At 39.0% G+C, this 25,598-nt stretch carries 20 protein-coding genes and 1 tRNA gene; 4 read left to right on the plus strand and 17 right to left on the minus strand.

Going from position 1 to position 25,598, the window contains the following annotated elements; translation table 11 throughout:
* Positions 1-115 precede the first annotated feature (115 nt).
* Positions 116-3,136, minus strand: a complete 3,021-nt coding sequence (locus BW139_RS08735; protein WP_076919396.1) for a TonB-dependent receptor domain-containing protein — start codon at positions 3,134-3,136, stop codon at positions 116-118.
* Positions 3,137-3,464: 328 nt separating this feature from the next.
* On the opposite strand from BW139_RS08735, the gene BW139_RS08740 reads away from it, so the two are divergent.
* On the plus strand, positions 3,465-5,582 hold the full coding sequence (locus BW139_RS08740) for a winged helix-turn-helix domain-containing protein (protein ID WP_076919397.1): 2,118 nt from the start codon (positions 3,465-3,467) through the stop codon (positions 5,580-5,582).
* A gap of 115 nt (positions 5,583-5,697) precedes the next feature.
* On the plus strand, positions 5,698-6,027 hold the full coding sequence (locus BW139_RS08745) for a 5-carboxymethyl-2-hydroxymuconate Delta-isomerase (RefSeq protein WP_008114843.1): 330 nt from the start codon (positions 5,698-5,700) through the stop codon (positions 6,025-6,027).
* Between the two features lie 84 nt (positions 6,028-6,111).
* On the opposite strand, the gene BW139_RS08750 is transcribed toward BW139_RS08745, so the two are convergent.
* The 9 genes from BW139_RS08750 to BW139_RS08785 form a co-directional block, all read right to left on the minus strand.
* Positions 6,112-7,989: a methyl-accepting chemotaxis protein gene (locus BW139_RS08750; protein ID WP_076919398.1), complete on the minus strand. Its 1,878-nt coding sequence runs from the start codon at positions 7,987-7,989 to the stop codon at positions 6,112-6,114.
* Positions 7,990-8,407: 418 nt separating this feature from the next.
* Complete coding sequence (locus tag BW139_RS18485) at positions 8,408-8,575, minus strand: hypothetical protein (RefSeq protein ID WP_167380514.1); 168 nt, start codon at positions 8,573-8,575, stop codon at positions 8,408-8,410.
* A gap of 284 nt (positions 8,576-8,859) precedes the next feature.
* Complete coding sequence (locus BW139_RS08755; protein WP_076919399.1) at positions 8,860-9,261, minus strand: hypothetical protein; 402 nt, start codon at positions 9,259-9,261, stop codon at positions 8,860-8,862.
* Positions 9,258-9,704, minus strand: coding sequence for a hypothetical protein (locus BW139_RS08760; protein ID WP_076919400.1), 447 nt, complete (start codon positions 9,702-9,704; stop codon positions 9,258-9,260). Before BW139_RS08760 ends, BW139_RS08755 begins: the two co-directional genes overlap by 4 nt.
* 431 nt (positions 9,705-10,135) lie before the next feature.
* Complete coding sequence (locus tag BW139_RS08765) at positions 10,136-11,995, minus strand: UvrD-helicase domain-containing protein (RefSeq protein WP_076919401.1); 1,860 nt, start codon at positions 11,993-11,995, stop codon at positions 10,136-10,138.
* Positions 11,995-14,061 carry an ATP-dependent endonuclease gene (locus BW139_RS08770; RefSeq protein ID WP_076919402.1) on the minus strand — a complete coding sequence of 689 codons (2,067 nt, stop codon included), beginning with the start codon at positions 14,059-14,061 and terminating at the stop codon, positions 11,995-11,997. The genes BW139_RS08765 and BW139_RS08770 overlap by 1 nt, the downstream gene beginning before the upstream one ends.
* Positions 14,062-14,338: 277 nt before the next feature.
* A tRNA-Ile gene (locus BW139_RS08775) sits at positions 14,339-14,415 on the minus strand.
* Between the two features lie 276 nt (positions 14,416-14,691).
* Positions 14,692-14,850 (minus strand): YqaE/Pmp3 family membrane protein, encoded by a 159-nt coding sequence (locus BW139_RS08780; RefSeq protein WP_008114841.1) that lies wholly within the window; start codon positions 14,848-14,850, stop codon positions 14,692-14,694.
* Between the two features lie 65 nt (positions 14,851-14,915).
* A complete protein-coding gene (locus BW139_RS08785) occupies positions 14,916-15,518 on the minus strand; it encodes a BON domain-containing protein (protein WP_076919403.1) in 603 nt (200 codons plus the stop codon).
* A gap of 314 nt (positions 15,519-15,832) precedes the next feature.
* Between BW139_RS08785 and BW139_RS08790 the strand changes: the two genes are divergently transcribed.
* Positions 15,833-16,498 carry a LiaF domain-containing protein gene (locus BW139_RS08790; protein WP_076919404.1) on the plus strand — a complete coding sequence of 222 codons (666 nt, stop codon included), beginning with the start codon at positions 15,833-15,835 and terminating at the stop codon, positions 16,496-16,498.
* A 45-nt stretch (positions 16,499-16,543) separates the two neighbouring features.
* Here the strand turns inward: BW139_RS08790 and BW139_RS08795 are convergent, their stop codons facing one another.
* Positions 16,544-16,960, minus strand: a complete 417-nt coding sequence (locus BW139_RS08795) for a VOC family protein (protein ID WP_076919405.1) — start codon at positions 16,958-16,960, stop codon at positions 16,544-16,546.
* A 236-nt stretch (positions 16,961-17,196) separates the two neighbouring features.
* Between BW139_RS08795 and suhB the strand changes: the two genes are divergently transcribed.
* Positions 17,197-18,000 carry an inositol-1-monophosphatase gene (gene suhB / locus BW139_RS08800; RefSeq protein WP_010391751.1) on the plus strand — a complete coding sequence of 268 codons (804 nt, stop codon included), beginning with the start codon at positions 17,197-17,199 and terminating at the stop codon, positions 17,998-18,000.
* 50 nt (positions 18,001-18,050) lie between these two features.
* On the opposite strand, the gene BW139_RS08805 is transcribed toward suhB, so the two are convergent.
* The 6 genes from BW139_RS08805 to queA all read right to left on the minus strand — a co-directional run bounded on the left by BW139_RS08805 (position 18,051) and on the right by queA (position 25,467).
* Positions 18,051-19,838 (minus strand): bifunctional diguanylate cyclase/phosphodiesterase, encoded by a 1,788-nt coding sequence (locus BW139_RS08805; RefSeq protein ID WP_076919406.1) that lies wholly within the window; start codon positions 19,836-19,838, stop codon positions 18,051-18,053.
* Between the two features lie 132 nt (positions 19,839-19,970).
* Complete coding sequence (gene secF / locus BW139_RS08810; protein ID WP_076919407.1) at positions 19,971-20,918, minus strand: protein translocase subunit SecF; 948 nt, start codon at positions 20,916-20,918, stop codon at positions 19,971-19,973.
* Between the two features lie 9 nt (positions 20,919-20,927).
* Entirely contained in the window at positions 20,928-22,787 is a 1,860-nt protein-coding gene (secD, locus tag BW139_RS08815; RefSeq protein WP_008114832.1) for a protein translocase subunit SecD, read from the minus strand.
* 19 nt (positions 22,788-22,806) lie between these two features.
* Positions 22,807-23,142: a preprotein translocase subunit YajC gene (gene yajC, locus BW139_RS08820; protein WP_008114830.1), complete on the minus strand. Its 336-nt coding sequence runs from the start codon at positions 23,140-23,142 to the stop codon at positions 22,807-22,809.
* A gap of 26 nt (positions 23,143-23,168) precedes the next feature.
* A complete protein-coding gene (gene tgt, locus BW139_RS08825; RefSeq protein ID WP_008114828.1) occupies positions 23,169-24,296 on the minus strand; it encodes a tRNA guanosine(34) transglycosylase Tgt in 1,128 nt (375 codons plus the stop codon).
* Positions 24,297-24,435: 139 nt separating this feature from the next.
* Positions 24,436-25,467, minus strand: coding sequence for a tRNA preQ1(34) S-adenosylmethionine ribosyltransferase-isomerase QueA (gene queA / locus BW139_RS08830; protein ID WP_075169901.1), 1,032 nt, complete (start codon positions 25,465-25,467; stop codon positions 24,436-24,438).
* Between the last annotated feature and the right edge of the window lie 131 nt (positions 25,468-25,598).

The raw sequence follows: 25,598 nt of genomic DNA on the forward strand, positions 1-25,598 counted from the left end.
AAAATTAAGTTATGCCTTATACTAAACGCTTTCACCGCGATAAAACAAATTTTATAAGCAATAAAAAAGGCACGCCCGAAGGAGTGCCTTTGCAAACAAATACAGCTAAAAATAATTAAAAGCTATATTGTGCACCTAGATAAACATAACGACCGGCACCGCCGCCGTAGCCACTATAAAAGTTGCCTCGGCCACTTGGATAAAATGCCCCTTTGTCGTCAAATACATTATTAATCCCACCAAATACACGTAAGTCACTCTTATCTGTCAGTGCCATAGTGTAAGACGCTGATAAACTATGCTTTAAAAATGAGCCATAGTTTTGATATGCCAGTGGCTCAGGGTTAGCAATACAACCGGCATCGCCCGTAGCACAGCGTTCATCATTTGCAGCAACATATTCAAGGTAATCTTTCTCATCTTCTTGGCTTGCTTTAAAAGCACCTACGTAATTTGTACGCCAGCGGATACGTAAGTCATCCATTTTCCATACAATCGACATAGCGGCTTTATCTTTTGAACGGCCATAACCTGCGTACTGAGAAGTCACACTAGAACCATCTAACCCTTCATAGGTTTGCGAGTTTTCAATAATATGATTGTAATCAAGCTTAAATGACAGGTTACCATAGCTACCTATGTCATATTTGTAAGTTGCAACTACATCGTAACCGCGCGCTGTTAACTCATCTAAGTTATATTCACGCTGTAGTATTTTTACAATGTTACCTTCGTCGTTACGGGTAATATCGTTACAATATTCGTTATCACTACCCCACGCAGCCTCTGAGTCATAACATTCACGCATGATGTTTTCGTTACTTATTTCATCAATTGCATCAACAATGGCAATGTCGTAATAATCAACCGCTAAGTTAAAGCCATCTAAAAACTCAGGTGAAACAGTAATACCAAAGGTATAGGTATCGGCTGTTTCTTCTTTTAAGTTTGGATTACCCGTATTTGGTGAATAGTTATTGTCTTCACTTTCAAATTCAAAGTCAGGATCATCAGCCAGCTTTTGTGCCAAGGTTGGCTCTAAACGGCAGTTATCGTGCCCTGGGTTTGTTGATGTTGCAGTTAAGCCATCACAAATATCATCAAATGAATCAAAATCGCCACGAGGGGGTGACAATAGCTCTGTAATAGTTGGGGCACGCTGTGCACGCGCATAGTTAGCACGTAGCATGTACCCGTCAATTGGCTGCCACAATAATCCTAACTTATAACTGGCTACGGTGCTGATATTATCAATACTGTAATTTGCTAAACGCAACGATGTTTCTGCCGATAAGCTTTTAGCAAATGGCACATCTTTAAGTAGTGGCACTGCAAGCTCTGCAAACGCCTCATATACTTCTACTTCACCATAAAAAGAAGGCACAACGTTAAACGTAATACCGCCCGCTTTCATATCATCGCTGGTATCTAAGCTTTGCGAGTCTTTACGATACTCTGCACCAAATACTGCAGACACATTACCTGCTGGCAATTCATATAAGTCACCGGTGATATAACCCATTACCGTGTACTGTTGAATCTCAGTATCAATAATTGGATTTGTACGGATCCAGTCAGCCATTTCAGGGGTAATAGACCCTTCACCAAATAAATTAAGCGGGACACATCCTTGCGCTCGCGCTTCGGCGTCTTTACATTGAATAGTGCCATCGGCTAGCTTTTCAGCTTGCAGGGCTTGGTTAACACGTACCGTGTTTAACTCGTTACTGCGGATTTGATGCTGTTTAAATTGACCATATCCGGCAGAAATATCCCAATCCCATGTATCATCAAACATCATACCTTGCAGGCCAGCCCAGGTACGAATAGTCGTACGGTCGTTGTCAGTGCTGATATTACCTACTTCACCAAAACGACGATCCCAATAAATACGGTCTTTGTATGGGTTACTGTCAATAATTTCTTGTGGCACATATGGGTTATCAATAGGAATATAACCTGGCGCAATATCATCGATAGGATCCCCTGTCACTGGGTCGTAGCGAGGTACATAAGCCCCTTCGTATTCATCTTCTGGTGACTTATCGTTGAACGAGCCACTCTTACTGTATTGAATTTGGAAATAACTCATGATGTCGTCTGTTACATCATAATCTACTTTTATTGCGGTCGAAAAGTTATCACTAGGTACATCAAGCATAACGTATTGTTGTGAGTTGATACCGTATATCTCTTCATTGCCTTTCCAGTCATCACGTAGTGTCTGACCGTCGTACCAAAACTGAGTGTCGTTTCGGCTGCTTTCTAAAAATACACCGCCTAAAGTGCCATCGCTTTTGCTTGCCCAATCAGCTTGTGTAATACCGCTCATACACTGATAACCATCAGCAGTGTACATTTGATTACACATCAGCTCATCATCGTAACTATGCGCCGCTTCTATTTGCGCTCGGTCGCGATCGTAAAAGGTCATACCAAAATCACGATCCCAGTTTGAGCTAACAAATACATAACCACGATCATCAGCGAATGACGTTCCGTAGTTTAAATCAAGCGTAAACTCGCGACCGCCACCATCTGTTGTTTCACCGCCTCGGGCTTGAAATTCAAAACCTTCTTTTTTTGACTGGGTAATAATATTAACTACACCAGCAACCGCATCGGCACCATAAGTGGCCGACGCACCACCACTAATAATTTCAACACGTTCTACCATGCCACTAGGAATAGTATTTAAACTGACATAATTACCACCGTAACTATTAGAGACAACACGGCGGCCATCAATCAATGTCAGCGTTCTATTAGCGCCTAAGTCACGAAGTTGGACTGTTGATAAACCAGTTCCCGAAATGCTTGATTGGCTGGTTGTGTTACCAATACTTTGGCTCAGTGCAGGCATATTATCGATTAATACATCTGAAAGATTGCCTAAGCCTGTATCCTGAATTGATGCTCTGTCCATGGTAACCAGCGGAGTCGTAACCGAAAAACTATCACGCTTTAAACGCGAGCCTGTTACTGTTATTTTCTCTGGTACTTCTTGTACCACTTCTTCGCTTGCCTTAGCAGTTGATTGACGATCAATTGCCTCGTCATTTGCTATTGCATGCCCAGATAAGCTTGCTGTTATAGCCAGTGCTAACGCACATTTTTTGGTTGATATTTTACTCACAGACTTCCCTCATTTTTTATTAGCCCATTAGTACAAATCGCTTTTTTATTAACTTTTTAGTTATTAAATCTGTTTTGTACTAATTGGTTTGTTTTACTAATAACAGGTTGTAAGTAATCGTGAATAAAAGCACAATGAGAGGTGTCTCGTTTATATCCCTATTTTACATCTATTTAATATCTATTTATTTATAATCATGAACTTATATTTATTGTGTTAGAATGGTGTAAAATTGAATATTAACTAATTATCGTGTTACTTTGCATTAAACAACACGTGTAAACATCGCTAATAACTCATACTAGGAAGAGGTTTAAATACACATACTATGAATACTCAACAGCCATTTTCAATTGGAAATTGCCAAATATCGGCGTTTGAAAATAAGCTGTTTTGTGCTGATAAAGCCTGTATTTTACAACCTAAATTTATAGAACTGCTGACCTACTTAGTAACGTGTTATCCAAATGCGGTGAGTCGCGAACAACTAATCGAAAACGTATGGGATGGTAATCAATATGTGGGTGAAAAAGCACTCACTAATGCCATATGGCATCTTCGTAAAAGCTTTAAAGAGCTTGACCCCGACAACACCTACATAGAAACACTGCGTAAAACAGGTTATCGCTTAGTGCAAAAACCAATAATGCCAAACGCGCAGAAAAGTATTAATACATCCCCTACTCGCTCTAAATATATTTTCGCTGTAGCCATGGCTATCGTGGCCTTGTTATTCGCTGGTGTCTGGGGTTATAACGCTTTTAGCGATGAAAATAAGCCACTTGCGCTATCGCAACAAGCAGAGCGCTTATACGATCATGTTGAAACCATTACTACCAGCCCAGGGCGAGAGCTGTTCCCCGCTATATCCAGCGACAGTCACTTTTTAGCATACTCTTGGCGCCGCCCTGGTCATAAAGCAAATTTATACTTACGTGATTTACATTTACCCGAACAAGCTGCAATAGCACTTACCGACACCCCATTCATTGAAGGGCGAGCGGTATTTAGCTCTGACTTAACCTTTATTTATTATTATCGCCGTATATCTGGTCAAGGCTGTGAGGTTATTCAGCAAAATATTGCCTCGGGAAATACCACTATTTTAGGGAAGTGTGGTAACAAAGCGAGTACCGATATAGACATAAATGCCCTAGGCACTAAACTGGTTTATATTAGTGAAGATGATGAAAATAATCTGACTCAACTTAACCTTGTTGATTTAACCTCATCGCCATACACAATTACTCAAATACCTTGTATTTCAGCATGCCAATATAACGATGAGTCGGTTGTGTTCTCCCCAGATGCAACTCAACTTGTAGTATCTCGTAACTTACCAACGGGGTTTGAAGAATTATTTTTAATCGATATAAAAACAGGCAATGCAAAGCAGTTAACTACTGGGTTTATTGATATGAGAGGCGTTGATTGGCACCCCTCTAAGGCGCAACTCGTTTTTTCTGGTGTAAAAAAAGGTAAACGCCAAGGGTACTTTTACAACCTTAAAACACAACAAATGATCAATGCCCGCATAGATGGCTTAAGCTACCCAGAATTTGCCAGTGATGGCAGTTTGTATTTTCATCAGTGGAATATAGACTCGGCTTTAATGCGTTTAGAGGTTAATAATGCGGTCGCAAGCTCTCCTTTCCCAGTATTATCGAGCCATTTTAGTACCCGCTTTCCTAATTACAATAAAACCAGAAACAAACTCGCGTTTGTCTCTAATGAGTCGGGCTCAATGGAATTGTGGACCGCAAAAAAAGACGGTACATCTCGAAAGCAGCTCACTAATCTCAATGCCAATATTTACCACCCAGTATGGTCGCCTGATGGTGATTATATTGCTTTTGTTGCCTCGCACCCTAGTGGTCATGCGTTATACCTGTATGACTTTAATAAACAAACCAGTGAATTATTACCTACGGGCTTTAGCGATCATGGTAAACCGAGCTGGGCTGCAGACAGTAAAAGCGTATTAGTCTCTGATGATCAGCACGTGTATCGCTTCGATTTAAATGGTAATAAACTCGAACAAGCCATAGATTCACCAACATTATATGCTTATGAAAACAAGCAAGGCGCTTTAGTTTTTGCCAACCAAGCAACTAATCAATTATGGATAAAAGCTCCTGATAGCCAAACTGAGCAACCACTGGTTAGCGAAATTAATTTATCTAATCATAATTCGTGGTACTTTTTTGAAGGCGACACCTTAGCGACATCGCGTATTTACTATTTTAATGTAAAACAAGGTGATTACCGTTTGAGTTATTACGACTTTTCAACCAAAAGCCATCATGACGTTATACGCCTTCCCGAACGCGCATTTAGTCGTACCTCTGGCTTAACTTATATTACAAGTACCAACTGGCTGGTATACTCTTCGTATAAGTCACCACAAATTGACATAAAACGTATCAACCAAAAATATTTGCCCTAAAAGCAACAGCCTGAACTATGCTAAGCCAAATTTTTAAAAATTAAGCTCTATAGGGTTAGCGTGTACAAACCCGTTTGGTATAATTAAACAAACCAATCTAAAGAGGATACGCTAAATGCCACACATTATTATTGAACACTCAGAAGATCTGCCTTTATTACCTCAGGTTCTAGTGGAAAAAATCCACACAACAACATTTGAAAGTGGCTTATTTGATTTAGAAACAATAAAAACTCGTGCTATTGCGTATCAACATTACCAATTAGGTGTGGGTAAAGAAGGGTTTATTCATATTGCTGTACATATTATGGCTGGGCGCTCTATTGAGCAAAAGCAAAAGCTAAGTGAGCAGTTACTAGCGTGCCTACAAACATATTGCAGAGCCTCTGATAGCTTAAGCGTTAATATTTACGAAATGAATCACGAGATTTATCGTAAAAATTAACGGCTATTAAAACATCATAGTTATAGGCAAGTGCTCTATAACTATGATGGTATCCCCGCTCTGCTAATTTTTATAAAACCGCGGTTAAAGCGTAAACTTACCTAGTAAATCCCTTAAAATATTCGACTCTTTATTTAAACCATTACAAAGCTGCTCTGACTTTTTCATATTTTCTTTGGTTTGCTCTGCCGAGTCGGAGATCATTACAATATTTTGGCTAATTTCTGAGGTTGCTAACGTTTGCTCTCGCGTTGCTGTAGCCACTGAGTTATTTAACTCGCTTAACAGTACAATTTCCTGTGAAATACCATTTAATGTATGGCCTGTTTCTTTTAATCGTTCGGCATTTTCTAAAGTATTTTTGCTGCCCAATTCAATCGCAGTTACCGTGCTTGAAGCTTTAGCATTTAACGAAGCAATCATCTCATTAATTTGCTCTGTAGACTCCGCAGTACGCTGTGCAAGCGTTCTCACTTCATCAGCAACTACTGCAAAGCCACGCCCTTGCTCTCCAGCTCTCGCCGCTTCAATTGCCGCATTTAACGCCAATAAGTTAGTTTGCTCAGAAATCCCTTTAATAACATCCAATACATGAGAAATTGATTTAATCTCTGTCGAGAGCTCTAACACCGAAGCCACAGAATTGGCCATCGATGCTTCTAACTGTTCCATTTGTTTAATTGTGCTTTGCACAAAACCAACGCCTTTATGCGTCGTTTCTTCGGTTTTAGTCGCAATATCTGCCGCATTGCTGGCACTGCCAGAAATATCCTGAACCGTAACTTCCATCTCATTAACCGCTGCCGCCACCGTTTGTGTACTCGATGACTGTACCTCAGCTAAATTAGCTGCTCCTTGTACTTGCTCAAGTACATCTTGGGAAATACCTTTAACATGAATTGCCGACTCAGAAACCTGTTTAAACATATAATGTAACTGCTCTAAAAACAGATTAAACTTAATCGCCAAGTCTGAAATTTCATTATTATCGTCAGTAGGAAGTCGCGCTGTTAAATCGCCATCTTTTTCTGTTAACGCATTCACTGCTGAAGTAATGTTTTCGATTGGCCTAAATATTTGCCCTACCAACACGCGTGCTGACGCTAAACCGACAAGAGCAATAATTACACCAAAAATGATATTAGTATTAATAGCACTATTAATTGGGCCATATAATTGCTCTTGGGGAATCTCAGCGACTAGATGCCAACCTAATGAGTTTACAGGCGTACTTGATACAACATAGTCATCACCATCGATTACTTTACTTTGAATTGCCCCATTTTTAATTGGCGCTAAGTTAACAGATTGCCCTATTTTAGTTTTATTACCATGCAGCATAATCTCGCCACTACCAGAGACCAAATAAACAATGCCGCCCTCACCTATCCTATATTCACTTATGAGATCCACCATAGAATCGAGCGAACGGCCAATTCCGGCAATTCCTTGTCGTTGCCCATCAAGCTCAATGGCATAATTAATAAATACCATCACCTCAGAGCTACCTTTATCTATGTCGAGTGCTACTTCAAATGGTCTATCCGATGCTAAAAAAGCATCAAACCAAGTATCACTACTGTCTATTTGCCTAGAAATACCTTCATCGGTGTAATAATTGCGGGAGTTTTTAGAAATAATGTATGCGTTACTGGCTTGGTTTTTATTTTTTATATGTTTGAGGTAATCAATGAATTTACCTCGGCTTTGCGCATCTTCATTATTATTCATCCATTGTTGCACAAATAAGTTTTGCGCTATTTCTTTGCCAACAATAATAGGAGTCGATAACTCTAATTCGATTTGGCTTTTCACCTCACTAAGCGCTGTTGGTAAATCTACTTTGGCTAGTTTGTCTTCTGTATTTGAGCGAATACTATTTGAAAATATTAGAGTAGATATTGCTAAAGGAGCAACAACAGCCAAAATAAGGCTGAGGTATACTTTTCGTTTTAATAACATAGAGCACCTAAGGGGTAACTAAGCGGTATTTTATATACTGCACACAATTAACAGTAGCGACGTTAAAGGTCATAAAATGAAGATTTTTATAATAAAATCCCATAACACTTTAATAGTAGATTCAACTGTGTTTATTGCAATGTATTCAATAAAATTAATAAAAAATCAGGTCTCTGGTAAGAAAATACAGTTAGCCAACTTTAGCGGCTGTTTTCAAAGTTAATTATCCTCAGATAGAAATACTTAAGCCGTTTGCTAAGTAATGTTTGTAGGAAAAAACCAAACTCACGTCTAATTATTGCTAGTTATTACCAATATAAATAAATGTATTCGAATGAAAGTAGTTGATGGGTATTTTATTAAACGGCTATATAATCAGTTAGATACAAAAAAAGCCCCTTTTAGGAACTTTTATTTATTATCTTTGCGTTGCAGATGCTTTGTTTACAACTTGAACTTGAGAGGAGATAGCTCGCTCAATAACTTGGCTGTAAATTCGCTTTTTCTCGCTTGAGCTAGAATTTAGCACAAAGTCTGAAAGTTTCGAATTTTGCGTTGGCTTCTGCTTGATTAAATTTGAAAACATAGACACTCCTAAAGCTCATTTTTTTAGCTAATCGTTATTTTCTTTAATGTATTTTTCAGCCAAATGATGTTCAATTGCCTTAACGTTGTCATGATAAAACCGTGTTTTATCTTTGTTAAAAGGAATGGGTAAACTAAAAAAGTTAGGCTTATTTGATCTTAGTTGAGGGATAGCTCTCGGAGCTGTGTCGCAAGAGCTAGGCCGCTTCAAGGCAGAAATAAATGAAATTTATTAAAAGTAATTACCAATACTCGGTATTAAATTACTTTTAATAGGAATCATATTTATCTACTAGGCTTTTCTGATACTAGCTTTTGTAACCAATAACCATCGTGCTTTTCAAAGATATTAAGTCCGTCTTTGGTCATAACTAAAATGTTATTACCGACGGTAGTATAATAAAGTGGGTTTGGATCAATAGATATAATTGCATGTACTATTCCTATTAAATCATCAGAAAGGTACTTTTCTAATACACTTACATCTTTAAGCCCAATTGTAATGTAATCATAAAGTTGTTTGGTTGTTATATCAGACTTGAGCTTATGCACAGAGGCATCCGCTATGCCTACACAATGTGTATAAAAATCCATTTCTAGCATGGTTTGTTTATTTTCACATAATGATAAGTCAGAAAATTGCGAAAAACATGTGCTTGGTAATAATAATATTAATAGTCTTTTCATTGGGCCACCTGGTAACGCTCTTCAATATTCCAGCTTCTCCAATCGGCAAATAATTTTTCAAACTGCCTTGGGCTTTGCGCAAAGCCATCTTCGATCGCTTGTATGTCCCACATAGTTTTTATTTGAACACCAGTACTCAATGCATTTAAAACAGCTGCTGTTTTGAATGCAGGTATATCTGTTTTTACTTCTATAGCCTCACCAATAGAGTCTGCGGTAGCTTCGGCCATAAAAGCAGCTTTAGATAAATCTGAGGTTGGATCTGCAGCAGATAATATTTTAGGTATGGCCTTCTCTGTTATTAACTTAGTTAAATCTTTATACAGAGCTATTTTTATTAAGTTACATCGCTGACGACTATTAACAATGAAACTATATTGCGATTTAGATAGTTTTGCTCCAGATAACATATCAGCGCTAGTGGCAATAGCGACGCAACCCATAACTGTTGTTGGTATCTGCGTTTCTAATTTTCTCTCGCAAAACGCCTATATTTCGTTCGATCATAATTTTATTTGACATAACATTCCCTCGTTTAATTAAATAAAGGGTACAACAATTTTTTACTTCTTTCCATGCTTGAATTATTACTTTGATCAAAAACTGGTAATCTTCATTCATCTTTTTTATTTAAGAGTGGCGCGGCAATTTCTGTTAGTAAACATCCACTTAAAAATGGAGGCAAAATCAGCATGAAAGAAACTTAAAATCAAAGCTTAGTTACTTCAAAGTTTTTTAAACTCAATGTTTAATGGCTTTTAACCGCGCTATTTCACCTGTTAAGTTTGAAGAAGCGTACTATTCTGAAATAAAGACTGTCTAGTGAAAGCAGGGAAGTCCAGATTACATTGCAATAAATTATAGATTAAAGCTATTAATCTATGAAAATACTAATCTGATCTTCAAGAAAAACCCCTTCTTCTATCATCTCTTGTTTGGTTTCTGTAGGTGAGTTAGTAAAGAAAACTACTTTCAAATTTAACTCAGCTCTGGAAAAGCAAACGTAAGCAAGCTTATATGTTCTAGAAAGCTGCCCCTCAGTGCCTGAACCGCTAATTTTAGGTGATAACATTTTAGTAAAACTATATTGATTCCATGCAGCTTCAACATCATCAAATACAGTTATTATATTAGGGTACTCCTCACCTTTGACACCATGCTGGGTGCTGTAGGGTGTGTTGTCATTTATGAAATGAAAATAGTTGATAAGCTCTGTGGTTTTCGTTGAAAAAAAGTTATCAGCTAACCAATTCCCTTTTTCTTTATGGTGAAGCTCTTTATCATACTCTATGTCTAGAGGCCATCTATCGATAGCTTCGGAAAGTCGTTCTGATGCTCTTAGCAAATCTGAAGTCAAAGCAAACTTAAGTATTTCTCCGATTGTTTTTTCTTCCCACATGGTATTTAGAGATTCTATAGAATCTTTAGCAAGCTCAATCATTTTTTTTATGGATTTTGAGCTATTACTTCCTTCAGGATCAAAAGCGGGACTATGCTGTCTTAGGATTGATAGTGCCTTAACTGTATTGCCTGCTCGATATAACTCGAGTACAGGTATCATTACTTGAGTGAAAGGTCTAAGAAGATAATGCTCTCCTGATTCATAAGCGTCTTGTGCATACGTAGAAGCAAACTCTCCAGTAAAAAGCTTATGAAGCCTTTCAAAACCTTGCCTCCTAGCAATCATTTGTCTGACTAGGAATAAATGCTTTACGCCATCTTTATCTTGCCAACCAAATTCTTTAAGAAGTTCCTCATATTTCTTAGCGACTTTATCAAGCTGCTCATCACTATACCTATTTCTTGGGCCATCAGGCCTCTCAGACTGAATGAGATATAAGTGAACACTCCCCTTAACGTTTGCGTTTGAACCACTAGGGACTTGTTTAATATCAGTCCTGTATCGATTCAACAAATGGATTACTTCTGTCGAGCATCTATAGTTTTCTTGCTTCTTAATTACTGTTGAGCCTTGCGGACCATTAAAGCTCCCCATACCACGATCATAAATTTGCTGTACAGGATCTCCAAAATAACCAATCACAGGTAAACCTTCTGAAGAACAAACAGCATTTAAAGCAACCACTATTTCTTCAAAAGTATCCTGTGCTTCATCTATAAAAATATAGGGATATCTTTGGCCTATAATTTTCTGAAACAAAATATTGTTTTTGATCAAATATCCTGCGACTTTGATAATATCATCATGACTTAATTCCCCTTCGAGATAATTACTAAAAGCTGAGAGACTGTCATATTTAAATATTTTCACCGAATCAATGTGTTCAAGAACATTTTCATATTTTTGAATTTTAGCACGCGCTGAAATAGCTGACTTCGTGTCTTTACCAGTATCTTTCGCTCTCTGTTTTTCAAGCTCTGCTGGTATTATGAATTCGACTAAGCATGCTTTGATACTACTAGTAAAACGTTTTATTTGAGACCACAAAAAGCTGTGTAAAGTAGAAACCTCAAAAATTTCATCCCAGCCTAGCCGCTCAGATATCACATCCACAGCCCTGTTTGTGAAGGTTATACAAGCAATTTGCTGGCTCTCTCTTCTTAACATTGCACCATACTTTTCTCGAACATAATCGAGAGTTAAAACAAGTGATGTTGTTTTTCCTGAGCCAGCCCCTGCAATCACAGAAAAACTATTACAACTATCAATACATTCTCGAATACAATGATCTGCTTCTGTTGGAACTATTTTTTTTTGTTGTAAGTCAAGCATTATTCAGTTTCCTCATTAACAGGTTTTGAATTAAGCTTTCCTTCTAGCCATTGAAGTCCATCAGCAATGTATTTCGGAGTATTCCATCCACTTTCAGAAACAATAAGATTTATAGCAAACTCAGTCTTTTTAAATGACGAAGATTTAACTTCTTCGAATATCATTTTGTGATCATCTTCCGCATTACCAGTAAATTCGATTTCACTCTCTAAATCTGAATTCCTAAATGCCGCAATATTTTCATAAATAATTGTTTCTTCTAGCGTTCGCCCATGCATAAGTACATTTTCACCATAACAGGTTGTAAGCGAAGGTCCCTGAAAAGAAATAAAAGCTTGTTTATCAGCGACAATAACATCATCTTGAGTAAGCTCTATTAAGTCTGATATTTTGTCTTTATTAAGGAAGTACTTAATTGAAGAGTTTGATGTAACGGCACCATCAAGGTTTGCCATACAAGCTTTTCGGCTTGCTTCAGGGTCGACTGAATCAATGTCGGTTATAACCAGGTACGGTACCCCTAGGAATTCTAATAATCCGGCGAACCGACTGGCATAGGCCCCACCCACTTCTAAAGTAGTAATATAATTGTGCTCTAAAGAAGGAGCTGATTTTTTTATCATTTCTGGTAAAAGTAGCTTTTCAGCAGCACCTTCAATCAAAATAGCAGCATCGGCAAAAAATAGGTCGCAATGAGTAATTCGTAAATATTTTTTTAGAAATTTAAGTACTTCAGTTTTATCAGGCATATCACCGTTAGCTGAGGTACTATCAGGTGAAAAACTCCTCATACTGAGTACCCTTGAAGAATTTAAGATACGTGCGTTTACTTGATCCTGATTATCAGATAAACAGCGCTTAAAATATCTAACTTTCTCAAATTCAATTTTATCAAGAATATGTGAAGAGTGAGTCGTGATACAGAGCTGAGGCTCTTTTCTTTGCTCATCTTGATTTTTAGCAACATCTGAAATAATAGCCCAAACATTTGCAATAAATGTTTGTTGAACTTGGGAATGTAAATGAACTTCCGGCTCTTCAATAAATATAAGTTGGCATAAGGGCCTGCTATTCTCTGTAGTTATCCACTGAAGGTAGAAATGACTTACTTGAATAGCAATATAAACTAGGTTTTTGAACCCTAAACCATTGTAAGCTTCTGGTAATTGATGTTGGCTTTCATTATCTATATAAAGTAACTCTGTATTACCCTGTAAAGCTGTTTCTGGGCTTAGTGATGATACAAGACGAAGACTTCTGTCATTCACAGATGGGACACCGAGGTTACCCAAGATCCCCATTAAACCACTAAAACTTGTTTCATAATGGTCGCTTAGGTTTTGATTATTTTCGTCTATAACTCTATTAGCCTCCTCATTAATTTCAGGTTGCTGCAGATTATTTTTATAATATGCTCCAAAGGCACTCGAAAGTTTATTGGATTTAGCTAACTCCTGATCATCCATATTCCGCTGAGCGTCTACAAAGTCGACTCGCAAAATAGATGAGAGAGTTTTTCTTGCTTCATCTGCATCAAGGTGGTGAATAGCATAGTCTTGGTCCGTTTCCTCCAACACAAAGTACCTCAATTGCAAATACTTTGACATATTTCCGGGTGCACTGAGATATTCTGAAAGGCTTTTTGTTCGTTCGCCTTGTTCGTTAACTGGAACTATTTCTTGATATTCTTTTTTTAGTTTTTCTTTATCAAATACAACTAGCTCAATTCTTATTCCAACATTGGTGATAAGTGTTGTTAATTGAGGTATCAAGTTAATAACTCGCCCATACTCTGTATCAGGATCGATGATGAACCACATGTCCATTTTAATAGCAGGGAAAGACACAACTTCTCCCTTACCAAAATTATCTATTAAATTAATTTGAGATGAAGAAAAGTCATGTATTTTAAATTGACGAGTCTTTAAAAAGAGTTTGAATGCGGTTGTAGCTGATGTTTTTCCGCAATTATTAGGCCCTACGAAAAGGGTTTCTCTACCTTCAAAGTCTATTTCAACACTTTCAAGCCGACGAAAATTGTTAAGGCAAACTCTTTTGAGTTTCATATGTCATCCATGAACTAACTGTTTATATTAATGTTAGATTCAGATTTACATAAAAACCCAAACTTTAAAAGTAAAATAATTCAAGGCTTAGCAGGTATAGTTATTCCCACTAGTGGTTGTTGATACCTAAAGAAATCAATCAATTAATAATATTTTCTACCTTTAAGGAATATATAAGTCGTTTAATTTGCTATATTAAAAAGTAGCACAGAGGTAGCACAGAGGTAGCACAGGGTAATTTCGGTTAGTAGGTATTTACTTGGAAAGCTTGTAAAAGTGGTGGCCCCTCCCAGACTCGAACTGGGGACCTAACGATTATGAGTCGTGTGCTCTAACCAACTGAGCTAAGGGGCCAACTTTGTATAACTGTAAGCAGTTAATTTTTGAAGCGTTTAGCCACAGAGCGACTAAAGCGGGTTGCAGTATAAAAAGTTTTTAGGGGCTTGTCACTAGCAAAAAGCTTTATTTTAACAATCAAGGGGCTAACTGCTCAAATAGTAGGCTTTGAGATTTTAATGGTGATGACTTTTAAAACGAATCCATCTATTAAATAACAGCCTGAGTGGCTAATACACATACCTTTGTTGGCACTTAGCAACTCAGTGTTAAATGTCCTGCAAAGCTACTGCATTACTTCTTGGCAATAATGTAAATCGCATGGATTAATCCTGGGAAATAGCCGAGCAAGGTTAATAAAATATTTAACCAAAAGTGCATCCCTATCCCCACCTGTAAAAACACCCCCAGTGGTGGTAGTAATATAGAAAAAATAATTCTGATGATATCCATAATTTAACCCTTATAACGTTAACAAAGCAAAAAGCCCAGCAGAGCTAGGCTTTTAGTATAGTGTATTATTCTGCAATAACAGTTAATTCATCAACTACTTTGCGAACATCTTCAGCGTTGTTAGCAATTTCCATTGCTAGTTGTTTTTCAGCATCCGATTCCACAGTCCCCTTTAGGGTAACTACACCGTTATCAGTATCAACATCAATGTCTGTACCACCGACTTCTGAATCAAATAAGTAGCGAGTGGTAATTACGGTGGTAATTTTCGCATCGGTTAAATCACTTTCAGTGTCGCTATCCATCATAGTAGAATCGTGGTGTTTAGCATTCATCTGATCAACTGTTGTTAAATCTTTTGCATCCTTGAGCTCAATAACAGTTAGATCATTTTCAACCTCAGTTACACCATCTAGGCTTAGCACAAGCTCTTCAGCAAGCTCTTTATCTACTTCGCTATTAACTTTACCTGTTAGCATTACTTTGCCATTTTTTACGTCCGTGTTGATGTCAAAGTTATTCAGGTTAGTGTTCATCAGCAGTACGGTTTCTGCTTTGCCATCAATCCAAGCATCTTTGCTTTCGTTTTCCCAGCTGCTTGCCTGAGCGCCCATTGCGGTTGTTCCTAATACTAGGGCTGCAATCATAGACTTATTAAATGTTTTCATAGTCATTCTCCATTTAATTAAAGACACTTAAGCTAATGCGAACATCGAGCCAATATTTTTTACACTTAAATTTCAATGGCTTAAATTAAAACTACCGATACTGACTTAAACCTACAAAGTAAACATTTACAGACCATTGCGTAAAAGTTTCTCGAATAGCGAAACTTACTAAATAATTGTATATTTGGTTAATCTGTCGTTAATATAGTAACGCGAAAAAACACATCGAATCATAAAGCACTGATTTTAAATGAGTTAACATTTGGTATAAGGCTTGCTTTGAAATAACCAGCAACCATAAAAGGATAATTTAAATGTCTGTTAAAATTGAAGACCGCCCTATTGAGCAAGTTCGAGAGCAAGTGATTGATCAGCTCATTTATAATTACAGCCATGGTGTCATTTCTGTAGAAGCATTTGAACGACGCTTAGACGACGCCATGGCAGCGAGTGACAATAAAGCACTTATGGATCTCGTTGAAGATTTAACCTTAAGTACTGACCAGCAATACAAGGCGCAAAAGCACTCGCAGTTTGCACCTAACTATGGTTCGCAGCATGAGGGGAGTGAAGAACCACTTACATTAAGAAGCATTCTTGGCTCAAGTGAACGAAGCGGCCAATGGGTCGTTCCTCAAAACATTTATATAGAAAACTACATGGGATCTATCAATCTTGATTTTACGGATGCTATTTTTACCCACCAACATGTCACTATTCACGTTAATTGTTACTTTGGTAGCGAAGAAATATATGTACCAGAGCACGTTAATGTAGTTTCTAAAATGTTTTGTATTTTAGGCAGTTTTGAAAATAAAACCGTATCACTCAATAAACGCCAAGGGCCAACAATTCACATTGAAGGAAAAACTGTTTTAGGCTCTGTGGAAGTTAAAGTTAAACGCACTATTAAAGAAAAATTTATTAGCTTTGCAAATGATTTAAAAACTCAACTTGGCATGAATAGTAAACATTTTTAAATATGCTAATTTATGATGAAGCCAAAATAGTTGGCTTCATCCATATTATAAATCGTTATTACGCTCACTGGGTATATCACTCATGTACTCTACAAACTCAACCTCAAACCCTGCGGGGTCAATAAAATAAATATTCTTCCTAAATGGATTTTCAGCGCCTTGCTTACTTATTTCAAAGCCCGCACGCTTTAAGCGCGTTATTACTGCATTTAAGTTATTAGTGACATAAGCAAAATGTGCCAAACCAATTTGATGCCCTGATAAGTCACGGTTTTCACCTTCTCCATGATCGCTAATAGCAATATATTGCTCGTTATCACCAAAGTGTATCCAGCGTCTTGCTTTACCATACCAGCTTCCTTCTCCCTCACTTCTAATTGACCAATAGGGAAACGCTGCTTGGTAAAACTTAAGCATGGCATTTATATCACTGACAACTAAATTTACGTGTTCTAATTTCATAATTTTCTTCCTGTTAATTGAATATAGAACATCATAAAACCTCAAGCTAACTTTAGGTAAAGTGCTCATTCATAAATTTATTGCTTGTTTTTATTTCAAGAAATGTAGTGAAAGATCATAGCTGTACAAAAAACACTCACAAGTATTTAGGCTTTATGGTTTACTTTATGGCAAAAACCGCTAAAATACGCCGGCTTAAATATATAAACGTTCTTTTACAACCCAAAGGTAATACCATGCATCCAATGTTAAACATTGCGGTTCGCGCTGCGCGTAACGCAGGCAAACTTATTCTTCGTGCAAGTGAAGACTTATCAAAAGTTGAAGTGCAACAAAAAGGCACCAACGATTTAGTTACTAACATTGATAAAGAAGCCGAAGCCGTAATTCGTGACACTATTTTACGTTCTTACCCTGATCACTGCATCGTTGGTGAAGAGTTAGGCGAACACAAAGGTAAGGATGCTGATTACCAATGGATTGTTGACCCACTTGATGGCACAACTAACTTCATCAAGGGTATCCCTCATTTCGCAGTATCTATTGCACTTAAAGTTAAAGGTCGTTTAGACCAAGCAGTAATTTACGATCCAATTCGTGGTGAGCTTTTCACTGCTTCTCGCGGTCAAGGCGCACAGTTAAACAGCAAACGTTTACGCGTATCTAAAACGGTTGAACTTGCCGGTTCTGTTCTTGCTACAGGTTTTCCTTTCAAACAAAAACATCACTTAGATGCCTATTCTGAAGCGTTTAAAGCGTTATTTGTTCACACAGCTGATATTCGTCGTGCAGGCTCTGCAGCCCTAGATATGGCGTATGTTGCAGCGGGTCGTGTTGATGGTTTCTTTGAAATTGGTTTAAAACCTTGGGATACAGCAGCAGGTGAGTTATTAGTTAAAGAAGCTGGCGGCATGGTTGTTGATTTTGCTGGCGGTAATAACTACAACGTGAGCGGTAACGTAATCTGTGGTGCACCTAAGCTAACACAGGCAATTGTTCGTGAAATGCGCCCAGTATTATCTGAGTCGTTATTACGTTAATCGTAATTACGTACTAAAAAAAGGAGCCTTGGCTCCTTTTTTGCTTTTTGTTAGCCACTTTTTTTACTATTGGATAAACGTACAACAGCGGGAGCGGGTCTTCTGCGATTACAAATAAATAGGTAGCTGTGTTTGAAGCGCTTAGCTTCCTTCTTTGCATCGGTTGCTAATGCCGCCACTTGATGGCTATTTTTACACTGCTGCAGATCAGGCTCAACTAAACCTATCGATAATGTAAGTAAAGGCACAAACTGCTTTTCGCCTTCTCTATTAGTTGCCCAATACCCTTTTTCAGCAATATGCTCTGGCGTAAAAAACACGCGTGACTGCAGTTCAAATTGCGTGATAATAGTATTACAAACCTCCACCGCATCTTTTTTTTCAAACACCACCATAAAATCATCGCCGCCAATATGGCCGACAAAGTTAGCGCTGTGCGCACACGCTTTTACAGTCACATCGGCCAGAAGTTTTATCACGCTGTCACCACTGGCATAACCATACAAATCGTTAAATTGTTTAAAGTGATTTAAATCGATATAGGCTAGTGAAAATGGCTGTTTATGTTGCAGACGCTGCTCTATTACCTCACTAATTGCCACATTACCCGGTAACATGGTCAAAGGGTTAGCATGTTGGGCGTGGCGGATTTTTTCTGCTGTAATGTGCTTTAGTATGTCTCTGAGCGGTGCCAAGCCTAAATATTTATTGTTGCAGGTGATAACAATATGGCGACGAATATCAAAGTCTTGCTCTGTTATTTGCTGGGAGACAATATCAAGCATTTGATTTTCATCAACCACCAGAGGTTGTTTATCCATTAACTCTGTGACTTCACACTTATCATAAAGCGCGTGCCCATAAGGCGCGGCAAACACTTCTGTTAGCTGATCTTTGTGTAACAGCCCTATTGGCTGCTGACTGCTATTTAATACTGGTAAGCTGATTATGCTTTTGTCTTGCTCAAAAAGTGCATGAGCTTCTTTACAACGCGTATGACTGCTAATAGCAGGCTGCGCAACAGCGAGCACACCTATTGCCATTGATTGTTCAAACTTTGAAGTGGCTTGGGTCGAAGTAAGTGATTGTAACTGTTTACAGTTGTAGTCATAACTTGGCTGTTGACTCGGTCTTTCTAACAAAAACCCCTGAACATGATTTATGCCTATACTTTTAACTAAATCTAGCTCTTCAGGACGTTCAATTCCCTCTGCAATCACCGCTGTATTTGTTGCCCGCGCTAACACCATAATTGATTTTAAAAATTCTTTTTTAACTTCGCTTTGATCGCAATGATCAATAAAGTAACGATCAATTTTTACAATATCTGGGCATAACTGTGACCATTGCTTTAGTCCGGAATAACCTGCACCAAGGTCGTCAATAGCAATAGTAAAGCCTAGCTCTCGATAATGAGCGATGGTTTTTAACAGTAAAAAACCATCATCTACCTTTTCTTGTTCGGTGACTTCAATCACCACACGATTGGCTGCAAGACCAAACTGCTCAATTAAATGTAAGGTTTCGCCTTTAGGGTGGCTCGGATCGAGTAAAATTTTTGGGCTGACATTTAAAAATAACTTCCCTTGTAAACTGAGTTTTACAAAGTTTTCTATGGCGCGAGAACGGCATAAAAGCTCAAGCTCTGAGATCAATTGATATTTATGAGCCGTTTCGAATAGCTTATTTGGCATGGCTAATGGGCTATTTTTAGGGCCTCGACTCAGCGCTTCATACCCAATAATAGATTGCTTAGCTATATCGAAAATAGGTTGGAACAAGGTTGTTATTGCCCCTTGTTGTAAAATTGATTCTAAGACTTGTCGTTGCTCTGTCACTACTAGCTCGGATAAAAATTTAATAAGAGCAATAAAATACCAACTGAGTATGACTATTATGTGACTTATGTACGAGGCAATAAAAAACCGCTCACAAGGAGCGGTTTTTTAAAAAGGATAATTTAATCTCAATTAAGGCATTGGATCTAAATCAGCACCTTCTTTTTCAATCACTTCTGGTATTAAATCTTCTTTACTTACGCCCATGGCAATAGCTACCGAACTGGCAACGTAAACTGAAGAATAAGTACCAATAAATACACCAAATAGTAGTGCAGTAGCAAAGCCATGAATGGTTTGGCCACCCCATACAAATAACGCAATCAATACTAAAATAGTGGTGATTGAGGTTACTAAGGTACGATTAAGTGTTTGCGTAAGCGAGATATCAATAATCTCAACAGTGTCGTCAATACGTACTTTACGGAAGTTTTCACGAATACGGTCTGATACAACAATGGTATCGTTTAGTGAGTAACCTATCACGGCAAGTATTGCTGCCAAAATAGTTAGATCAAACTCTAAACCAAGTACCGAGAACAAACCAATCGTAATAATTACATCGTGTAAAAGCGCACCAACTGCGCCCACAGCAAAACGCCATTCAAAGCGAAACGCCACGTAAATTAAGATACAAATAAGCGCAGTTAACATGGCAAGGCCACCCTGCTCTTTTAAGTCTTCACCTACGCTTGGGCCTACAAACTCAATACGGCGCATTACTACGCTATCATCGGCTTGTTTAAGAGCAGCAATCACTTGGTTACCAATCACTTCTGCTTTTACATCATCACCGCGAGGGGCTAAACGAACCAGTATCTCTTGGCTTGAGCCAAAAAGCTGTACCGATGCATCAGCAAAATCGTTTTCAGCCAGTACATTACGAACTTTTTTCAGATCGGCTGGTTGTGAAAAACCTACCTCAACTGCTGTACCGCCGGTAAAATCTAAACCGAAATTTAAGCCTTTAACAAAAAGTGACGCCAGCGACGCTATAATTAATAACGTAGAAAAGCCCATTGCCACTTTTCGAAGAGACATGAAACGAAGGGTTTTTCCGCCCAATCTTAAAATTTGCATGTCTGCTCCTTAAATTGAAAGTTTATCAACACGTTTGCCACCAATAAATAGGTTGATCACCGCACGGGTACCTATAATTGCTGTAAACATAGAGGTTAAAATACCAATTGCTAAGGTTACCGCAAAGCCTGCAACAGGACCGGTACCAACAGCAAACAAGATAATCGCCGCAATTAATGTGGTGATATTGGCATCAAAAATAGTACTAAAGGCGCTATCGTAACCAAAGTGAACCGCTTGTTGAGGGCTACGGCCATCGGCCAGCTCTTCACGAATACGTTCAAAAATAAGTACATTCGCATCAACAGCCATACCAACGGTTAATACAATACCGGCTATACCTGGTAGGGTGAGTGTTGCGCCTGGAATTAACGACATAACGCCGATAATAAGTACTAAGTTGGCAGCCAGTGCAATATTTGCAACAAGACCAAAACCTTTGTAGTAAATAAGCATAAAGGCCAGTACAAACGCAAAACCTAGGGCTACAGCGGTCATACCTGCTTCAATGTTTTCTTGACCTAGGCTTGGGCCAACCGTACGTTCTTCTACAATTTGAATAGGCGCAACCAATGCACCCGCGCGTAGAAGTAAGCTTAAGTTATGCGCTTCAGCTGGGTTATCAATACCGGTAATACGGAATGAACGGTCAAGACGCGCTTGAATCGTTGCCACGTTAATAACTTCTTCCACTTTAATTGGCGGAAGCGCTTTACCGTCACTGTCTTTTTTACCCGATGGCTTGTATTCAATAAACACGGTAGCCATGCGTTTACCGATAGCACGCTTGGTAAAGGCATTCATTTTTGCCCCACCTTTACTATCGAGTTTAATGCTTACTTGTGGGCGCTGGTACTCATCCGCACCTGACTGCGCGCCAGTAATATGGCTGCCTTCAAGAATAATGCGTTTTTTTAGTACTACAGGGTAACCATCACGACTCATGATCATTTCAGTACCCGGAGGGATACGACCTTGAGCAGCCGCGCTTATGTCAGCATTTTCGTCAACTTCACGAAACTCAAGCGTTGCCGTAGCACCTAAAATTTCTTTAGCGCGAGCGGTATCTTGAATCCCTGGTAATTGCACAATAATACGTTCAGCACCTTGGCGCTGTACGTTTGGCTCTGCAACCCCAATTTGATTGATACGATTACGAATAATCGTTTCGTTTTGCTTGATAGCGTAGTCACGAATTTCTTTTAGCTTTAGCTCACTCATGGTGGCAAAGAATGCGTTATCGTTACTGCTATCATCAATGTAAACGTTTAGAGGGTAACGACTTTCTAAAAAGCGCTCTGCAGCGTCTTTATCTTCTTCGTTACGCATTTCTACACGCATACGCTCAGTGCCAGCTACACGGCGCACACTACGATAACGTAGTTTTTCTTCGCGCAGGTCGCTGCGAAAATCTTGCTCCATTTGCTCTAACTGATTATCCACCGCAGTGACCATATCGATTTCCATGGTGAAATGCACACCACCACTTAGATCTAGGCCTAACTTCATAGGATTACCGCCCAGCGACTTTAACCAAGCCGGTTGTGCAGGAGCCATATTAATTGCTGAGATATAATCGTTACTAAGCGAGTTACGCAGTAAGTCTTGCGCTTTAAGTTGGTCTTCAACGTTTTTAAAGCGAACAAGAATTTGCCCGTCTTCGAGCTTTGTCGATTTAGCGCTAACGTTATCTTTTTTGAGGATTGCGTTTACTTTGTCTACAACACTGAGGTCAACATCGGTGCCTTTAGCGCCAGAAACCTGTATGGCCGGATCGCGGCCATACAGGTTTGGTGAAGCATATAAAAGGCCAATGGCTAACACAGCTAAAACAAGTAAATACTTCCAAATTGGAAACTTGTTTAACACGGGGTCGTCCTTATTATTTTTATAGCGACTTCATTGTGCCTTTAGGCAATACAGCAGATACCGCTGATTTTTGTACTGTTACTTCTGCTTGCTCATTTAATGAGATCACGATGAAGTCTTTATCATCGGCAATTTTTACGATTTTACCCACTAAACCACCTTGGGTTAGCACTTCATCGCCTTTTGCCATCGCACTCATTAAACTTTTATGCTCTTTTACACGCTTTGCTTGCGGGCGGTAAATTAAAAAGTAAAAAACCAAACCAAAAATCGCTAACATAATTAGCATTTCCATACCGCCGCCTGCCGCAGGTGCGCCAGCGCTTGCATGTGCGTTTGAAATAAATAAACTCATAATACTTCCTCTTTAATTTTTAAATTTTAATTTGTTGTATCAGCTAGCTCTGGCACTTCTTGGCCTCGGCGAGCGTAAAAATCGTGGACAAATGTCTCTAGTTGACCTTCGCTAATAGCATTACGCAAACCTTCCATAACACGTTGATAGTATCGTAAGTTATGGATAGTGTTTAGTCGTGCACCCAAAATTTCGTTACATTTGTCTAAATGATGCAAATAGGCGCGCGAATAATTATTACAGGTATGGCAATCACACTCTGGATCAAGTGGACCAGTATCTGTTTTATGCACTGCGTTACGGATTTTAATGGTACCCGTTGTAATAAATAAGTGACCATTACGTGCATTACGCGTTGGCATTACACAGTCAAACATATCAATACCACGACGAACCGACTCAACTAAGTCTTCTGGCTTGCCAACACCCATCAAATAACGTGGTTTGTTTTCTGGCATTTTATAAGCACAATGATCAAGAATATTAATCATTTCATTTTTAGGTTCACCAACCGATAAACCACCAAGCGCATAGCCATCAAAACCAATCTCTTCAAGGCCCGCTTGTGATTGTGCACGAAGCTCAGGATACATACCGCCTTGAATAATACCAAACAATGCTGACGGGTTGTCGCCATGCCCTTCTTTTGAGCGCTTAGCCCAACGAAGAGAAAGCTCCATAGAGTCTTTGGCTTCTTTTTCGGTGGCAGGGTACGGCGTACATTCGTCAAATATCATCACGATATCTGAGCCGAGATCACGCTGCACTTCCATTGATTTCTCTGGCGACATCATAATTTGGTCACCATTTACAGGCGATTGGAACATTACGCCTTCTTCAGTGATTTTACGCATTGCGCCAAGGCTAAATACTTGGAAACCGCCTGAATCAGTAAGAATTGGGAAGTCCCAGTTCATAAAATCGTGTAAATCACCATGCTGTTTGATGATTTCAGTACCTGGACGCAACATTAAGTGAAATGTATTGCCTAAACAGATTTGCGCACCCGTTGCTTTAACTTCATCAGGTGTCATGCCTTTAACCGTGCCATAAGTGCCTACAGGCATAAACGCTGGTGTTTCTATTACACCTCGGTCAAAAATCAAGCGACCGCGGCGTGCTTTGCCATCGGTGCAGTCTAATTCAAATTTCATAATATCCTCTGTGTCGGAAAAACAGTCCAACAAGCTATAATTTAACCGCTCGATTCTACCCTTTTTACCACCCTATTACTATTAGCAGTGATAAATTCACTGTGCTTAGGAGTAAAATAAAAACCGATAACGCTGTAAATTATTTACGGGTCAAAAACATCGCATCGCCATAGCTAAAAAAGCGATACTGTTGTTCAATCGCAGTATTGTAAGCACCCATAATATTGTCTTGCCCTGCAAAGGCACTGACCAGCATAATTAGGGTTGATTCAGGTAAATGGAAGTTGGTGACCATGGCATCAACAACGTTAAATTGATAACCCGGAAAAATAAAGATATCGGTATCACCAAAGTAAGTATCCAACTTGCCGCCATGTATTTTTGCTGCCGACTCAAGTGAACGAACTGAAGTTGTACCTACCGCAATCACACGCCCGCCTTTGGCTTTAGTACTGGCAACCGCATCCACCACAGCTTGCGGCACTTCAATATATTCAGAGTGCATGATGTGCTCATCAACACTTTCTACCCTAACCGGCTGGAATGTACCTGCGCCAACATGCAAGGTAACAAAGGCCATTTGTACGCCTTTATTTTTAAGTGCAGCCATGAGTTTATCATCAAAATGAAGGCCTGCTGTTGGTGCTGCAACGGCGCCTGGCTTTTCGCCATATACTGTTTGGTATCGCTCTCGGTCCGCTTCATTATCTGGGCGATCAATGTAAGGAGGAAGCGGCATATGGCCAACATCATTTAAGATGTCGAGCACATTTTCACTGCGGTCAAACTCAAGCTCAAATAACGTATCGTGGCGTGCCACCATAATGGCTTTTGCTTTGCCCTCTAAAATGAGCACATTGCCCGGTTTTGGCGATTTACTAGCACGAATGTGCGCAAGTACCCGGTGCTCGTCTAATACACGCTCTACCAGCACCTCAACCTTACCGCCAGATTCTTTTTGACCAAACATACGCGCAGGTATTACTTTGGTGTTGTTAAAAACCAATAAGTCGTTTTCGTTAACCAGTTCGAGAATGTCACTAAATATTTTATGCTCAACAGTACCACTCGGCCCGTCTAAGCTCAATAAACGGCTACTGGTTCTGTCTGCTTTAGGAAAACGAGCAATTAATTCATCAGGTAAGTCAAAGCTAAAATCAGCTACGCGCATTGTTAGAATTCCACATCATTTAAAATCGCGCCAAGTGTATATCTATACTTAAACAACCACAAGGTACGTGCTCGATTCCACTATAATGGAATTGCTTTTTACACTTATTTAAGTAGAAGCAATTATTGCTA

Origin of the sequence: Pseudoalteromonas sp. SK18 (genome assembly GCF_001974855.1) — a bacterium.
Taxonomy (GTDB): Bacteria; Pseudomonadota; Gammaproteobacteria; order Enterobacterales; family Alteromonadaceae; genus Pseudoalteromonas.

Excerpts from the sequence above, each read along its gene's own strand:
- BW139_RS08740 (WP_076919397.1), top strand. The coding sequence starts at position 3,465 with ATGAATACTCAACAGCCATTTTCAATTGGAAATTGCCAAATATCGGCG.
- BW139_RS08745 (WP_008114843.1), top strand. The coding sequence starts at position 5,698 with ATGCCACACATTATTATTGAACACTCAGAAGATCTGCCTTTATTACCT.
- BW139_RS08750 (WP_076919398.1), bottom strand. The coding sequence starts at position 7,989 with ATGTTATTAAAACGAAAAGTATACCTCAGCCTTATTTTGGCTGTTGTT.
- BW139_RS18485 (WP_167380514.1), bottom strand. The coding sequence starts at position 8,575 with ATGTTTTCAAATTTAATCAAGCAGAAGCCAACGCAAAATTCGAAACTT.
- BW139_RS08755 (WP_076919399.1), bottom strand. The coding sequence starts at position 9,261 with ATGAAAAGACTATTAATATTATTATTACCAAGCACATGTTTTTCGCAA.
- BW139_RS08760 (WP_076919400.1), bottom strand. The coding sequence starts at position 9,704 with ATGGGTTGCGTCGCTATTGCCACTAGCGCTGATATGTTATCTGGAGCA.
- BW139_RS08765 (WP_076919401.1), bottom strand. The coding sequence starts at position 11,995 with ATGCTTGACTTACAACAAAAAAAAATAGTTCCAACAGAAGCAGATCAT.
- BW139_RS08770 (WP_076919402.1), bottom strand. The coding sequence starts at position 14,061 with ATGAAACTCAAAAGAGTTTGCCTTAACAATTTTCGTCGGCTTGAAAGT.
- BW139_RS08780 (WP_008114841.1), bottom strand. The coding sequence starts at position 14,850 with ATGGATATCATCAGAATTATTTTTTCTATATTACTACCACCACTGGGG.
- BW139_RS08785 (WP_076919403.1), bottom strand. The coding sequence starts at position 15,518 with ATGAAAACATTTAATAAGTCTATGATTGCAGCCCTAGTATTAGGAACA.
- BW139_RS08790 (WP_076919404.1), top strand. The coding sequence starts at position 15,833 with ATGTCTGTTAAAATTGAAGACCGCCCTATTGAGCAAGTTCGAGAGCAA.
- BW139_RS08795 (WP_076919405.1), bottom strand. The coding sequence starts at position 16,960 with ATGAAATTAGAACACGTAAATTTAGTTGTCAGTGATATAAATGCCATG.
- suhB (WP_010391751.1), top strand. The coding sequence starts at position 17,197 with ATGCATCCAATGTTAAACATTGCGGTTCGCGCTGCGCGTAACGCAGGC.
- secF (WP_076919407.1), bottom strand. The coding sequence starts at position 20,918 with ATGCAAATTTTAAGATTGGGCGGAAAAACCCTTCGTTTCATGTCTCTT.
- yajC (WP_008114830.1), bottom strand. The coding sequence starts at position 23,142 with ATGAGTTTATTTATTTCAAACGCACATGCAAGCGCTGGCGCACCTGCG.
- tgt (WP_008114828.1), bottom strand. The coding sequence starts at position 24,296 with ATGAAATTTGAATTAGACTGCACCGATGGCAAAGCACGCCGCGGTCGC.
- queA (WP_075169901.1), bottom strand. The coding sequence starts at position 25,467 with ATGCGCGTAGCTGATTTTAGCTTTGACTTACCTGATGAATTAATTGCT.